This is a genomic window from Gemmatimonadota bacterium (assembly GCA_009692115.1).
Classification (GTDB): Bacteria; Gemmatimonadota; Gemmatimonadetes; order Gemmatimonadales; family GWC2-71-9; genus SHZU01.
In genome coordinates this window covers 182,128-196,316 of the sequence record SHZU01000001.1, presented here as the reverse complement: position 1 = coordinate 196,316, position 14,189 = coordinate 182,128, and the positions used below count along the sequence as shown (strand labels likewise).

The following is a 14,189-nucleotide window of genomic DNA, read 5'->3' as shown; positions in this document are numbered from 1 at the left end:
CACCGCCGCCAAGCCAGCCGGTTCAAAGCCCGTGCCCCCCGCCAGGCTGGCCCTTCGAGACCCGCCAGATCAGAAGTCGGGCCAGGGCATTGATCAGCACTGTGACGACGAACAACACCAGCGCCACGTAGGTCAGGGCCGCGAAGTGAATGTCGCTGGTGGCTTCGCTGAATTCATTCGCGATGACCGCCGCCATGGTGTACCCAGGTGCAAAGAGCGAGGCGGCGATTTCGTTGCGATTGCCGATCAGCATCGTCACCGCCATCGTCTCGCCCAGGGCGCGGCCCAGTCCAAGGATGATGGCGCCAAGGATGCCCGAGCGGGCGTACGGGACGACGACGGTCCACGCCGCTTCCCACCGGGTGGCCCCGAGTCCCAGGGCCGCCTCTCGTTGGCTCGCGGGCACCGCGTTGAGGACTTCCCGGGACACCGACATGATGTACGGCATCACCATGATGGCCAGGATGATCCCCGCGGCCAGCATCGAGTTGCCGTAAATCGGGCCCTGAAAGAAGGGCAAGAAACCCAAGGTGTCGCGGAGAAACGGAAACACGGTGGACTTGAGCACCGGGATCAGGACAAAAATTCCCCACAGGCCGTACACGACGCTCGGAATGGCGGCCAGGAGTTCAATGAGAAACGCCACCGGCTGCCGGAGCCATTTCGGCGCGAATTCGGTCAGGTAGATCGCCACGCCTAACGAAAGCGGTACGGCGATTAGCAGGGCGATGCCGGCTGACAGGACGGTCCCGAAGATCAACGGCAGCGCCCCGAACTCCTCCGTCACCGGGTCCCACGTCGACCCGGTGACGAATCCAAGACCATACCGGTCGATGGCGAGGCGGGACCCCACCCACAGTTCGTACACCAGGAAGGCCAAGAGAGCCGGCACCGCCAGAGCGGCGGTGGTCAGGACGCCTCGAAATACGGCGTCGCCGACGTTCCGGCCTTCGAGGACCGACCCTGGCCCCTTCATCAGGAAATGGCCTTACCCGTCGCCATCAGGGTCTTGACCCGTGCCTCGACCAGCCCGGCGACATCCCCGGGCAGCGGGGCATATCCCAAGTCGGTTGCCATCTTCTGAGCGTCGCCGGAGACCATCCAGTTGAGGAAGTCCCGAATTTGCTTGCCCTTGACGGCGTCGGCGTTGTCGGCTTGGACCAGGAGCCAGGTGAAGGACGCAATCGGATACGCTTTGTCGCCCGGTGCGTCGGTGATCGAGACCCGAAAATCCGTGGTCTTCGGGAGCTTGGCGCTGGCCGCCGCGGCGGTGACGGTCTCGAGCGTCGGGTCGACCATCTTGCCGGCTTGGTTCTTCACCGACGCATACTGAAGCTTGTTGGCCAAGGCATACACCAGCTCGACGTAGCCGATGGTGCCTTCGAGTTGCTTGACCTGCTGGGTCACGCCCTCGTTGCCCTTGCCGCCCAAACCGGTGGGCCAATTCACCGCGTTGGCCGCGCCCACCTTAGTGCGCCATTCGGGCCAGACCTTCGAGAGATAGTCCACGAACACGAACGTGGTACCCGACCCGTCGGACCGGTGGACCACCAACAAGTCGGTCGCCGGGAGCTTCGCGCCGGGATTGAGGGCCGCGATCCGGGGGTCATTCCACTTGGTGATCTTCCCAAGGAAAATGTCGGCAATCGTTGGGGCGTCGAGCTTGAGCTTCGTGGCTCCGACCGCCGGGAGGTTGTAGGTCAGCACTACGGCGCCCAGTACGGTCGGGATGTGCGCCGCATTGCCCTTGACCGAGGCGATTTGCTCGTCGGTCATTGGGCTGTCGGAGGCGCCGAAGTCGACCGTCCCTTGAGTGAATTGACGAATCCCGCCGCCCGAACCGATCGACTGATAGTTGATCTTGATGCCGGTCTTCTTGGCGTAGGCGTCGAACCATTTCGTATAGATCGGGTTCGGAAACGTCGCGCCGGCTCCATTGAGATTGGCCTGGGCCGCCAGCGGACCCGCCACCGCCACCGCGATCACGACCATACCGAGTGTCTTCATTGCTAGTTCCGTTAGCCAAAGGGTGCAGTAACCAACATGATGTCTTTAACGAACCGATCACGGATCGGTCAAAAAGTCATCGTCATCGCCGTGCGGAGCCCTGAAATCGTCTTGCCCGCCGCCGCCTGGGGGTTCTGGGTCTCGAACATGAACCGGAGTTGGGCCTTGGCAGTCAGATACAGGTTGACCCCCGCTGAAACTAGGGTCGACGCATTGGCCGCTACCCCACCGTCCGGGTCGGCCCAGTCAAACCGTACCACCGGCTCGACGGCAAAGATCTTCTTGGCCGCCGCGGTTCGGGCGTGGTATGCGGCCACCACGGAAACGCCCTTCATTGAATGGAGGTCTTTGGTAAAGTCTTCGCCGGCCATGTAGTCGGCCACCACGAACAGGCCTTTGTCGCCCGGCTTGCCCCACTGGGCTTCCAGTCCGATGGCCTGGTTTCGGAACGAGCTATCGGACACCGTTGGCGTCAGGGCCACGATTCCGTCATGGGAAAAGAACGCCACCCCGAGCATCAGCTTCTTCGTGACATCCGCCAAGGCCTGGACCCCGAGAGACTTCGATCCATTGACGTCGTTGATGCTCTCGCCCTGGCCGTTATAGCCTCCCACCTGCACAGTCAGGTGGCGCCCCTCGGCCAGCTTGTGGGCCAGGATGAGGGACGCCCCCAAGTCGGTCGCGATGTAACCCGCGGTTTCGAAGAGGTTGTTGGATGCCACCGGAAGGAGGCCCCGGCCGGCATTCCGCTCGAGGGTCGGGAGGTTGTTGGACGAGAGGAGTTCGTAGCGCCCGAAGGGTTTCTTTTCGGCCCCAGTCCGGATGGTGAACGCGGTGCGGGAACTCGCCGGTGTCAACCGGACATCGATATAGGCGTCCCGAAGCCGAACCCCGGTGGCCCGCCCGCCTTCAAACGATGGCTGGATGACTAAGCTCACGTTCTCGCGGAGCTTGGCGTTGATCTGGATCCGGGCCCGCCGGATGAAGAAGTTGCTGCTGGACCCGCTTTTGGCCTGGTTGTCGTTGTCGAAGGTGTAGAACTGAGTCTGTAAACGCCCGCCGACCACGATCTGGGGATAGGTCGGTTCCTGTGCCGCGGCAGGGGTCGAAAGCAATACCGCCAATGCGGCTCCAAGGGCCAATTTCATCAAGTCTCCCGGGTAGAATGATCCGTTATGAACGAGGCCGTTATGTCAGGAGCCCATAACACGGGCGTAACACTCGCCGGCCTCGGCCATCGTAATGTCAATTTTGTGTAACGAATCAGTAACGCCGGTTCCCCGGAGTCATTCGCGAATGAGAACGACCCGGGGAGTGCTCGGCGATCAGGGAGGTGGGGTCCGTCCGGGTCGTCGGGGGCCAGGACCGCGGCGGGCATCGCGACCACCGGGTCCACTCTCGGAGCTGCTCCGTTGCGACCGGGGCTGGCCGTCGCCCTGGTCGGGGCGCCGGTGGGCGCGGCCCGGTCCGGACGGATGCCGGGGACCTGCTTTAGCTGCGGCCCGCCGAGCCTCGTTGGCTTTGGCTCGGGCCCGGTCCTCCGCCTTCCGGGCCCGGATGGCGGCGATCCGTTCGGCCAGGGGGATTTCCAGCTGGGGCGTGGCCTTGGCCGAGTAGTCGAAGTCCGGCACGGTGACCCGCGGCAACCGCTTCCCGATTGCCCGCTCGATGCTCTTGAGATCGCCCTCTTCTTCCGGCGCCACGAACGTGAAGGCATCGCCGGTGGCCTCGGCCCTCGCGGTCCGGCCGACCCGATGGATGTAGTCCTCCGGCACCATCGGCACATCGAAATTGATCACGTGCCCCAACTCGGTCACGTCGATGCCGCGGGCCGCGATGTCGGTGGCCACCAGGACCCGGTACTTCCCGCTCTTGAATCCTGCGAGCGCTTCGGTCCGCTGCGGCTGCGACCGGTTGCCATGAATCCGTTCGGCGTTGATCCCGCCCTTGACCAGGAACTTCATCAGCCGGTCGGCCCGGTGCTTGGTCCGGGTAAACACCAGGGCTTCGGCCGTGGCGCCCCGCTCGAGCATGGTGAGCAACAGCGCCGACTTGAGATCCTGCCGGACCGGGTAGACGGCTTGGGTAATCCCGACCGCCGGGGCCGCTTGGCGCTGAATGTTGATGCTGACAGGATCTTTTAAGAGCTCCCGGGTCAGCGCGGCAATCGGCGGCGGCATGGTGGCGCTAAAGAACAGGGTCTGGTGCCGGGGCGGAATGTGGCGGAGAATCTTCTTGATCTCTGGCAGGAAGCCCATGTCGAGCATCCGGTCGGCTTCGTCGAGAACGAGGTGCTCGAGACCGGCGAGCTTGGCATAGGGGAACCGGAAGTGATCGAGGAGCCGGCCCGGCGTCGCGATGATGACATCCGCCCCGGTTCGGAAGGCATGCTCCTGCGGGTTCATGCCGACGCCGCCGAAGACCGAAGCGCCGGTAATCGGGGTGTGGACGGCCAAGTCGTTCAGGTGCTCGAGAATCTGGGCGGCCAGTTCCCGGGTCGGCGTGATGACGAGAGCTCGGGTCGTGCCGCGGGGCTTGTCGATCAAACGGTGGAGGATCGGGAGCAGAAAGGCGGCGGTCTTCCCGCTGCCCGTCATGGCGCAGGCCAGCACGTCCCGGCCCGCCAGGGCGGGGGGAATGGAATCGAGCTGAATGGGAGTCGGACGAGCGAAGCCGAGTTCCTTCAAGCCTCTGAGCAGGCTCGGATGGAGCTCGAGTGAATTGAACGGCACGGAATACCCTTGGGTAGTGGGAAACGAACTACCCCAAGATAGTCAGGGTCCGAACCGTTTCGCGTTTCTGGCACGAGCTTTGGCTATCTCGGCCTCCCGGTTCTTGGGCGGCGCGGATGTCACCAGCGAACCCCTCAGGTGGCGAACCACCCCGGTCACCTCCAGGACCGCTTGATCGAAGGCGGCCGCATTGGCGGCGGATGGCTTGGCAAACCCGCTGACCTTGCGGACGAATTGGAGCGAGGCCGCCTGGATCTCGGCGTCGCTCACCGGCGGGTCGAAATGATAGAGCGGGCGAATGTTCCGGCACATCGGTTCCTCCTGGCGGCGCTTGACGGCGACCCCTTTCGTCCCGATCCTTCGCGAAACGGAAATTACCCATCTCCTCGAGTTCTGCCATGGCCGCATTCCGCTTGACCGCCCTGACGCTCCTGCTCGGAGCCTGCCAGGCTCCCGGCACTCCCGCCGCTCCCGGCGACTATGACCTCGTCATTACCAACGCCAAGATCGTCGATGGCACCGGCAACCCTTGGTACTTCGGCGATGTCGGGGTTCGGGGAAACCGAATCGCGGCCGTCGCCCCCCGGGGCGCCTTGGCGTCGGCTGGAAGCAAAGACCGGGTTGATGCCGGTGGTCTGGTGGTTTCGCCCGGGTTCATCGATATCCAGAGCCACTCTTGGACCGCGGCGCTGGTGGGCGACGGACGATTGGTTGGGAAGATCGCCCAGGGGGTGACCTCTGAGATCCTCGGCGAATCCACGACTCCCGGCCCCGCCAACGACAACATCGACTCGCTCTTTACCGGGTCCGACCCCGATGACATCGCGACCCTCGGACTGGTCAAGGGCTTCCACGGCCCCCGCGGCTTCGGGGCCTGGCTCGACGCGATCGAGAAGCACGGCGTCTCGGCCAACGTGGGGAGCTATCTCGGCTCAACGACCGTGCGGGCGTATGCCATGGGCCGAAGCGAAGGTCAGCCGAGTCCGGCTCAACTCGATACCATGCGTCTCGTCGTGGCCAACGCCATGAAGGATGGCGCCTTCGGAATCTCGAGCGCCCTGATCTACCCGCCCGGGAGTTACGCCGGCACCGCCGAGTTGATCGAGATGGCCAAGGCTATGGCGCCGCTGCACGGCACCTACATCACCCACATGCGCTCGGAGGAGAGCAAGCTCCTCGCCGCCATGGATGAGGCGCTGCTGATCGGGCAGGATGGCGGCGTGCCGGTCGTGATCTATCACTTCAAGGCGTCGGGCTCGGTCAATTGGCACTTGGCCGATCCGGCCATCGCCAAGGTCGACTCGGCGCGGGCCGCGGGGCAGGACGTCAAGGCCACGATGTACCCGTACCCCGCTTCGGGCAATAACCTCTCGTCGTGTCTCCCGGGCTGGGCCCATGCGGACGGCAAACTGATCGAGAACCTCAAGAACCCGGCGCTTCGCGATCGGATCCGCCGCGAGATGGCCGACCGGGGGCCGGATGCCGCGGTCTACTGCCAGCACAACGCGCCGAACGCCTACCAAATTGCCGGGTTCACCAAGGCCGAGTGGCAGAACTTCCAGGGGCTCCGGCTCGATGTGATCGCCAAGGCCCTCGGGAAGGACTGGATCGATGCGGTGATCGAGCTGACGATTGGCGAAGACAACCGGCTTGGCAAGATCACCTTCGGGATGTCGGACCAAAACGTGGCCAAGATGCTGGCCCGGCCGTGGGTGGTGATCGGGAGTGACGCCGGCGGCTACGATCCCGACTCCGCGTCGGCCCTGGTCCATCCCAGGTCGTACGGGACGTTTCCCCGGGTCCTGGGCAAGTACGCCCGGGACGAACGGCTCTTTCCGCTCGAAGAGGCCGTCCGCAAGATGACGTGGTCAACCGCCCAAATTCTCGGGCTTCGCGATCGCGGCCTGGTGAAGGAAGGGATGATGGCCGACCTCGTCATCTTCGACCCCGCCACGGTCCTCGACAAGGCGACCTTCGAGAAGCCCCACCAGCTATCGGTCGGGGTCCGGGATGTGTTCGTGAACGGGGTCGCGGTCTGGCGGAACGGCAAGCACACCGGCGCCAAGCCCGGTCGGGCGCTTCGCGGGCCGGGGTATGAGGTGACCAAGTGAACGCTGTGAAGCGGGCGCTGGCGCTGGCCCTGGTTCTGGCCGCGCCGGCCGGCGCGCAGCGGCCCAAGCTGTCCGGGGCCACCCGGGCCTACGCCAAGATCGACACCGCGATGGTGGCGTTGATCAATGCCCGCGTCATCGATGGGCGGGGGACGCCGGCGCAGGACAACCAGACCGTATTCATTCGGGACGGCGTGATCGCGGCGGTCGGCCCGTCGGGGAGCGTGCTCTACCCGGCTGGAACTGCAATCGTCGATCTCGCCGGCAAGACGGTCCTGCCTGGTCTGGTGATGGTCCACGAGCATCTGTACTACCCGGTCGGCCCCGGGATCTACGGCAACTTCACCGAGTCGTTCGTCAAGCTCTACTTGGCCGGGGGCGTTACCGCGATGCGGACCGGCGGCAACATGAACGGCTATTCCGAACTCAACATCGCCAAGGCCATTGCCCGGGGGGACAAGCCCGGCCCGTGGATCGACGCCACTGCACCCTACCTCAACGGCCCGAATCCGTTTTCCCAGATGCAGGCGTTGGGAACCGCCGCCGAGGCCCGCCGGTTCGTCGATTTCTGGGCCGACCAGGGGGCCACCTCGTTCAAGGCCTACATGCAGATCAGCCGCGAGGTGTTAGGCGCGGCCATCGACCAGGTCCACCGGCGGAAGCTCAAGGTCACCGGCCATCTCTGCTCGGTCACCTACCGGGAGGCGGCCGCTCTCGGCATCGACAACCTCGAGCATGGATTCCTGGCCGCGACCGACTTCGTGGCCGGCAAGTTGCCCGATGAATGCCCGGGCCAGGGCGGGGGGCAGGGCACCCTCGTCGCGTTGGACCTTGCGGGCGCGCCGTTTCAGTCGCTGGTTGCCGACTTGGTGAAGCGGAAAGTGGCCGTGACCTCAACCCTCACGGTGTTCGAGACCTTTACCCCAGGCCGGCCCAAGTCCCCCGGCACCGACGTGTTGCTGCCGGAACTCAAGGCGGCCTACGACCGTCAGTACGCCAGAGTCTCGGCCCAGCCCCAGTCGGTCTACACGACCCTGTTCCCCAAGGCGATGGCCATGGAGTTGGCCTTTGCCAGGGCCGGCGGTCTGCTGGTCGTGGGGACCGACCCAACGGGAGGAGGTGGCGTGATCCCGGGTTACTCGAACCAACGGGCCATCGAGCTCCTGGTCGAGGCCGGGTTCACCCCGGTCGAAGCGATCCAGATTGCGACCCAAAATGGCGCCAAGTATCTGGGGCTGTCCGACCGGCTCGGCACCATTGAGCCCGGCAAACAGGCCGACCTCGTGGTGGTGGGGGGCAATCCGTCTCAAGCCATCGCCGACATTCGGAACGTTGAGCTCGTTTTCAAGCAGGGCGTCGGCTACGACCCCGCCAAACTGATCGCCGCGGTCAAAGGAAACGTCGGGCTCTATTGACCCGACTGGGCGGCCGGGCTCAGGGCAGGACGTCGAGGGTGACGTGGGATGCCAGGCGGCTACTCCGGAAGATTCGGTGGGTAGCCGCCCGGTAGTCGGCTGGCTTGGCCAGGAAGATGTTCGGGACGAAGGTTTGGGGGTTGCGGTCATAGAGCGGGAACCAACTGCTCTGGACCTGAACCATGATCCGGTGCCCCTTCCTGAAGGTATACGACTGCTGGTGGAGGTCGACCGTGTAGGGCAGCGCCAAGTTGTTGGGAATCCGCTCGGCCTTCTCGAAGCTCTTCCGGTACCGCCCCCGCATGATGTCGCTCGCCACCATCAACTGATAGCCACGCATCGCCAGGTCAGGATCCGAGTCGGGACGGACGTCGATCAGCTTCACGACCCAGTCGGCATCGCTTCCGGTGGTCGAGGCAAACAGTTTTGCCGCCACGTTGCCGGCGACCACCACATCCTCCGCCAGCGGCTCGGTTTCCCAACTCAAGACATCGGGCCGGCCGTGGACGAATCGTTGATCGCGCACCAGCCAGGTTTCCCAATCCACGTACGACGGGATCGGCCGAGGCCGGTAGGGCACCGGATTGGCCGGATCGGAGACGTAGCTGTCAAACCCAGCTGCCTCGGTCGGCGGCTGGAAGCTGGCCCGCCCGTTCCGATGGAGGTAGAGCCGCTTGGTCGTCGCCAGTCGCGGCGGCCAGGTGTCGAAGCTCTTCCACTGATTCACTCCGGCGTCGAACACCGTCGCCTCGGCGAACCTGCCGTCGCCCTGGCCCTTGAGCCAGTAGCCGAACCACTTCCGCTGTAACGCCCGGAAATCGTCGCCCGTGTTTCGGCCGAACTTGATCTCGCCGAGATTGGCCGCGGCCTGGTCGTACCACTGGCCGTGAAACCAGGGGCCCACCACGAGGTGATTCCGCTTGAGGCTGTCGGTTGGCTCCATGGCCGCATAGGTCACCAGCGGGCCATAGCCGTCTTCCTGATCCCACCAGCCGGCCACCGTAAGCGTCGGGACCGGGGCGTGCCGAACGTTGCGCTGGACGGCGCGGCTCTTCCACTCGGCGCTGTACTCCGGGTGGGCCATAAACAGCTGCCAAGTGGGCCACCGGTTAGCGCCGACGGCCCGGGCCAGGGAGTCGAGGGTCGGAAATGAGCGATACCAGTCGTAGGTGTCCCACCGGCCAATCTGCAGGGGGCCCGTCCCCGCCTGACCCGCTTCCCGCCCGTGAACCCACTCGATCCCGTACGATTGCCGGAAGGCGCCCTGGTGGAAGAAGTCATCCCCCATCCAGGTGTCGCCCATGGTGGCCTGAGGACTGACGGCGGTAAGGGCCGGATGCGGTTCGGTCAGCGACGCGTTGGCCAGGAATCCGGGATAGGAAATCCCGAGGATCCCGACTTTGCGGTTGGTGCTCGGCAGGTGGGCCAGGAGCCAGTCGATCGTGTCCCAGGTGTCGGTCGCTTCGTCGAGGCTCTTCGGGTCCCGGCGATCTCGCGGGGGCTGCGTCATGACGAAGGTGCCCTCGGATTGGTGCTGACCCCGGATGTCCTGGAAGACGAAGATGTAGCCGTCCTCGATCAGTTCCTTGAACCCGGTCGCCATGCCGGACGTGCCGCCCCAGCCGTCGGTGCCGTAGGGCGTTCGCGACATCAGGATCGGGAGCGATCCGCTCGGCCCTTTCGGGGTCAAGATCACCGTAAAGAGGCGGGTCCCATCCCGCATCGCGATCCGTTCCTCGCGGCGGTCAAACCGGCGCGCAATCGCGGTATCGGGGGCTTGGGCAGTGGCTGGGCGGTCGGCCGGAGCGATGGCGAGGACCAACCCAAGGGCGGCAAATCGGATTGACAGTGACATCCTAGCAAAATCCGACGTCGTCGGCCGTTTCGCTAGTACCCGCGGCCTCACCGGAACGGAAACCTTGGGGTTGAGCCCCTCGTACGGGCGCCCTCGACGGCCCCTTCGGCGTCGCCTTCTGATCCAAAGGACAAGTATGAGCCGGCGCGTTAAGGTTCTGGGAATCGTCGTCGCGGTGCTTGCCGCGGCCGGGTTCGCGCTCGCTTTCGTCGTGAGCCACGACTCGGCCTGCGAGCCACCGGCAACGCCCCCGAAGGGGACGGTCCTGGTCCGGGGCTTCCGTTATCGCTGCTGCGGTGGGCCAGACGGGCTGACCCTCGCGGATATCCCGAGGCCGGTTCCCGACTCGAACGAGTTGCTCGTCAAAGTTCGGGCGGCCTCGCTCAACCCGCTCGATTGGCACTTCATGCGGGGCAAGCCCTACGTCATGCGGCTGTCCTCCGGTCTCGGCAAACCGAAAGACCCTCGCGCCGGCGTTGACTTCTCCGGCACCGTGGAAGCCGTTGGGAGCGTGGTGACCCGGTTCAAGCCGGGCGACCATGTCTTCGGCGCCGGGGACGGGACCTTCGCGGAATACCTGACAATCCGGGAGAACGGCGCCGTCGTGTCCAAGCCCGACAGCGTGACCTTCGAGCAGGCGGCCGCGATTGGGGTCGCAGCGGTCACGGCGCTCCAGGCGGTGCGCGACAAAGGGCAGGTCAAACCGAGGCAGCGCGTTCTCGTCAACGGCGCCTCGGGCGGCGTCGGGACCTTCGCCGTTCAGATCGCGAAATTGTTTAGTGCCCTGGTCACCGGCGTCTCCAGCACCCGAAACCTCGACCTGGTGAAGTCCCTCGGCGCCGATCACGTCATCGACTACACCCGGGAGGACTTCACCAAGAGCGCCGAGCGTTACGACGTCATCATCCACAACGTTGGCAATCACCCCTTGCCGGAGTATCGGAAAGTGCTGACGCCGAAGGGTGTTGTGGTGATCGTCGGCGGGTCGAGCGAGAACCGGTGGATCGGACCCCTCGGCCGGTTTCTGGATGCCGCGGTGCTGTCACCGTTCGTGAGTCAGGGATTCGTCATGGTCCTGGCTCAGCGAAGCCAGAAGGACCTGACTGTCTTGCGCGACCTGATGGAGGCCGGCAAGCTCAGCTCAGTGATCGATCGGCGTTATCCGTTGGCGGAGCTTCCAGCCGCGATCGGGTATCTGGAGCAAGGGCGGGCCCGCGGCAAGGTCGTCATCACGATGGAGTAGCGGGCCACTGGATCTGAATCGTGGTCCCAGCGCCCAGGGTGCTCTCGGCCCAGACCCGTCCGCCATGGCCCTCGACCAAGTGCTTGACGATGGCGAGGCCGAGTCCGGTCCCACCCTGCTCCCGCGACCGGCTGGGGTCCACTCGGTAGAATCGTTCGAAGATTCGGGGTAGGTGCTCCGATCCGATCCCCGCGCCGGTGTCGGTAACACTGAGCCGGATCCCACCGTCGTCGGACGTTGCCGTCACGGTCACCCGCCCGCTGGGCGCGGTATGCCGGACGGCATTCTCGAAGAGATTCCGGAAGATTTGGCGGAGCCCGTCGGCATCGGCGGTGATCCAGGTTGCCTCAGGTGCGAGCTCGACACTGAAATTCGGGGCGGCCGGTTCGGTCGCGGTGGCCAACGCCCACGCCTCCCGGGCCGCCGGCTCGATGGCCACATCGTCCAAGCGGGGGGTCCAGGCACCCGATTCGATCCGGGAGAGATCCAGCTGGTCGTCGACGAGCCGCTGCATCCGCAGGGCGTTCGAAAGGATCGTCTCCAGAAACCGTTTGGTAATGGCCGGCCCCGGTTCATCGGCTAACAACGTTTCCGCGTAGCCCGAGATGGCGGTGAGCGGGGTCTTCAGTTCGTGGGAGGCATTGGCCACGAAGTCCCGGCGGACCGTCTCGAGCCGTTTCAGGCGAGTCAGGTCGTGGAGCACCACGACCGCCCCGCCGGTTGGCAGCGGCCTGGCATTCAGCAGATAGGTCCGGTCGCCCAGCGAGAGTTCTCGGTCGGCAATCGACTCGCCGATCAACACGGTGGCGAGCGCTTCGCGGGCATCTTTGGTCCGGAACAGCAAGGCAAGCTCCGGCAGTTGATCGGTCTCCCCGTAGCCGAGCAGCCGGCGGACCGCGGGGTTCGCCGTGAGGATCCGGCCCTTCGCGTCCGATGACAGCACGCCCTCGACCATCGAATCGACGATGGCGGCGGTTTCGGCTTGCTTCCGGCGGAGGATCTCAAACCGCTCGGTCAGCTGGTCATGCATCTGGCGGAGGTTGGTGGTCAGCTGATCCACGTCTGGAATGCCGGAGAACGGAAACCGGGGCGTTTCCCCTCGTGCAATGCTCTGCGCCGACTTGGCGATGTCCGAGAGCGGCCGGCCGGACCGCCGGGCCGCCACCAGAGCAAGCACGGTACCCAGGAGCAGAGCCACCAGCGCCACGACCAGCACCGGTCGTTGGGCCCGGCTCACGAGTATTCCGATTTGGTCGAGAGGCAGGGCCATCCTGACGACGCCGGGGCCACCGGGCACCGCGACGTAGATCAGGCGCTCGCCGGTGGTGGCGCTGAGGCGTTGATCGAAGCCGGGGGTGCCCCGGAGGGCGGCCGCGACTTCCGGGCGCTCGGCGTGGTTCTCGATCCGGCCTTGATCCTCCGGCCGGACGCCCGACTCGGCCACCACCCGGCCGGTCCGGTCGATGACGGTGATTCGGATGCCGGTGGCGCGAGCGGCCTCCGCAACCGCCCCTTGCCAGGCGGCCGAATCAGCCGGCATCCCGCTTCGAAACAGCTCGGCTTCTCGGGTCAGGGAGTTCCGGGTTTCCTGTTCGAGTTCGTGGCGGAGCGAACGCTTGACCCCGACGACTAGGACCCCAACCGTCACGACCAGGACGAGTAGGGTACCGGCAATCGATCGGGCGGCATAGGTCACCGGATCCGGGCCGCTTTCTCCGCGGATTTGAAGCGGTAGCCGAACCCTCGGACGGTCTCGATCTGGTCACCGGCTTCGCCGAGTTTGGTTCGGAGCCGTTGCACGTGCATGTCCACCGTTCGGGTCTGGATGTCGGGCTGGGCGTCCCACACCGTTTCGAGAAGCTGCGGGCGGGTCTGCACCCGGCCGCGGCGCTCCAACAACGTCAACAAGAGCTTGTACTCGGTCGCCGTCAGCAGCAACTCCTGGCCGTCGACCGTCACTCGATGGGCCGACCGGTCGACCGTGATCGACCCCGCTACCAATTGAGAGCCGCTCGTGGTCGACGGCGCCGCCAGCCGCCGGATGATCGCGGCCACCCGAAGGGTCAACTCGTTCGGGGAAAACGGCTTGGTAAGGTAGTCGTCGGCGCCGAGCGCCAGGCCCCGAATCCGGTCGGCCTCCTCGCGTCGGGCGGTCAACATGATCACGCCCACGTCCCGGGTGTCCTCCTGCTTCCGAAGCGCCTGCAGCACGTCGAGCCCCGAGAGGCCGGGCAACATCAGGTCGAGAACCACCACGTCGGGCCGCTGCTCCGTGGCTGTCTTCAGGGCATCGGTGCCGTTTGCCGCGGTCGAAACCCGATAGCCGGCCTTGGCTAAGTGATACGCTACCAGGGCCGTGATGTCGGGTTCGTCGTCTACCACCAAGATCCGATGGGTCATTGTATCCGTCACTCTGTTACTCCGTTGCTCCGCCCTCGGCTCCGGGCGAGGGCCAGGGTTCGCTCCCGCCGGTATTCGGTTTCGGTACTCAGGGTGTCCAATATGGTCTTCACGAGCCGGCCCTGGGGGCCGGGATCTCGGGTCAGTCGGTAGAGCACGAACGGCGCAACCGACGTATCCCGGACCAGCTCGGCCTTCTTCAGCACGGTCAAATGGCGCGACACCGTCGGCTGCGGTAGCGCCAGGACGGTCTGCAGGTCGGACACGAACAGCGGCGCGGCTGCCAGGCAGTTGAGGATCCGGAGCCGGGTCGGCTCGGCCACGGTGGCCAGCAGGGACGCTGAGGGAGACGGGTCAGTCATATTCGCCGAAACGAATATGACCGTCTTCCGAGTTTGGGCAAGCGACGTGACAGGTTTGTTACGG

Annotated in this window: 12 protein-coding genes; 3 read left to right on the top strand and 9 right to left on the bottom strand. The window is 65.3% G+C overall.

Annotated elements, in window-relative coordinates; all coding sequences use genetic code 11:
• Positions 1-22: 22 nt before the first annotated feature.
• The 5 genes from pstC to EXR94_00945 all read right to left on the bottom strand — a co-directional run bounded on the left by pstC (position 23) and on the right by EXR94_00945 (position 5,051).
• Positions 23-976 (bottom strand): phosphate ABC transporter permease subunit PstC, encoded by a 954-nt coding sequence (gene pstC, locus EXR94_00965; protein ID MSR01299.1) that lies wholly within the window; start codon positions 974-976, stop codon positions 23-25.
• A complete protein-coding gene (gene pstS, locus EXR94_00960) occupies positions 976-2,007 on the bottom strand; it encodes a phosphate ABC transporter substrate-binding protein PstS (GenBank protein MSR01298.1) in 1,032 nt (343 codons plus the stop codon). Before pstS ends, pstC begins: the two co-directional genes overlap by 1 nt.
• A 68-nt stretch (positions 2,008-2,075) precedes the next feature.
• Positions 2,076-3,155, bottom strand: coding sequence for a hypothetical protein (locus tag EXR94_00955; protein ID MSR01297.1), 1,080 nt, complete (start codon positions 3,153-3,155; stop codon positions 2,076-2,078).
• A gap of 177 nt (positions 3,156-3,332) precedes the next feature.
• On the bottom strand, positions 3,333-4,739 hold the full coding sequence (locus EXR94_00950; protein ID MSR01296.1) for a DEAD/DEAH box helicase: 1,407 nt from the start codon (positions 4,737-4,739) through the stop codon (positions 3,333-3,335).
• A gap of 42 nt (positions 4,740-4,781) precedes the next feature.
• Entirely contained in the window at positions 4,782-5,051 is a 270-nt protein-coding gene (locus tag EXR94_00945; GenBank protein ID MSR01295.1) for a DUF2277 domain-containing protein, read from the bottom strand.
• An 86-nt stretch (positions 5,052-5,137) separates the two neighbouring features.
• Between EXR94_00945 and EXR94_00940 the strand changes: the two genes are divergently transcribed.
• Together EXR94_00940 and EXR94_00935 are read left to right on the top strand one after the other, a co-directional pair.
• Positions 5,138-6,850, top strand: a complete 1,713-nt coding sequence (locus tag EXR94_00940) for a D-aminoacylase (protein MSR01294.1) — start codon at positions 5,138-5,140, stop codon at positions 6,848-6,850.
• Positions 6,851-6,855: 5 nt separating this feature from the next.
• Positions 6,856-8,265, top strand: coding sequence for an amidohydrolase (locus EXR94_00935; GenBank protein ID MSR01293.1), 1,410 nt, complete (start codon positions 6,856-6,858; stop codon positions 8,263-8,265).
• A 19-nt stretch (positions 8,266-8,284) separates the two neighbouring features.
• Here EXR94_00935 and EXR94_00930 read toward each other — a convergent pair whose 3' ends face one another.
• Positions 8,285-10,087, bottom strand: coding sequence for a CocE/NonD family hydrolase (locus EXR94_00930; protein MSR01292.1), 1,803 nt, complete (start codon positions 10,085-10,087; stop codon positions 8,285-8,287).
• A 169-nt stretch (positions 10,088-10,256) separates the two neighbouring features.
• Between EXR94_00930 and EXR94_00925 the strand changes: the two genes are divergently transcribed.
• A complete protein-coding gene (locus tag EXR94_00925; GenBank protein MSR01291.1) occupies positions 10,257-11,363 on the top strand; it encodes an NAD(P)-dependent alcohol dehydrogenase in 1,107 nt (368 codons plus the stop codon).
• Here EXR94_00925 and EXR94_00920 read toward each other — a convergent pair.
• Genes EXR94_00920 through EXR94_00910 form a run of 3 tightly spaced genes read right to left on the bottom strand, consistent with a single transcriptional unit; the run spans position 11,350 to position 14,125 of the window.
• A complete protein-coding gene (locus tag EXR94_00920; protein MSR01290.1) occupies positions 11,350-13,059 on the bottom strand; it encodes a HAMP domain-containing histidine kinase in 1,710 nt (569 codons plus the stop codon). The genes EXR94_00925 and EXR94_00920 overlap by 14 nt on opposite strands.
• Positions 13,056-13,763: a response regulator gene (locus EXR94_00915; protein ID MSR01289.1), complete on the bottom strand. Its 708-nt coding sequence runs from the start codon at positions 13,761-13,763 to the stop codon at positions 13,056-13,058. The genes EXR94_00920 and EXR94_00915 overlap by 4 nt, the downstream gene beginning before the upstream one ends.
• Positions 13,764-13,771: 8 nt before the next feature.
• Positions 13,772-14,125, bottom strand: a complete 354-nt coding sequence (locus tag EXR94_00910; GenBank protein MSR01288.1) for an ArsR family transcriptional regulator — start codon at positions 14,123-14,125, stop codon at positions 13,772-13,774.
• Positions 14,126-14,189 lie beyond the last annotated feature (64 nt).

What these genes read in the sequence shown, in the direction of transcription:
- pstC (MSR01299.1), bottom strand. Translation starts at nt 976, where the DNA reads ATGAAGGGGCCAGGGTCGGTCCTCGAAGGCCGGAACGTCGGCGACGCC.
- pstS (MSR01298.1), bottom strand. Translation starts at nt 2,007, where the DNA reads ATGAAGACACTCGGTATGGTCGTGATCGCGGTGGCGGTGGCGGGTCCG.
- EXR94_00955 (MSR01297.1), bottom strand. Translation starts at nt 3,155, where the DNA reads ATGAAATTGGCCCTTGGAGCCGCATTGGCGGTATTGCTTTCGACCCCT.
- EXR94_00945 (MSR01295.1), bottom strand. Translation starts at nt 5,051, where the DNA reads ATGTGCCGGAACATTCGCCCGCTCTATCATTTCGACCCGCCGGTGAGC.
- EXR94_00940 (MSR01294.1), top strand. Translation starts at nt 5,138, where the DNA reads ATGGCCGCATTCCGCTTGACCGCCCTGACGCTCCTGCTCGGAGCCTGC.
- EXR94_00925 (MSR01291.1), top strand. Translation starts at nt 10,257, where the DNA reads ATGAGCCGGCGCGTTAAGGTTCTGGGAATCGTCGTCGCGGTGCTTGCC.
- EXR94_00915 (MSR01289.1), bottom strand. Translation starts at nt 13,763, where the DNA reads ATGACCCATCGGATCTTGGTGGTAGACGACGAACCCGACATCACGGCC.
- EXR94_00910 (MSR01288.1), bottom strand. Translation starts at nt 14,125, where the DNA reads ATGACTGACCCGTCTCCCTCAGCGTCCCTGCTGGCCACCGTGGCCGAG.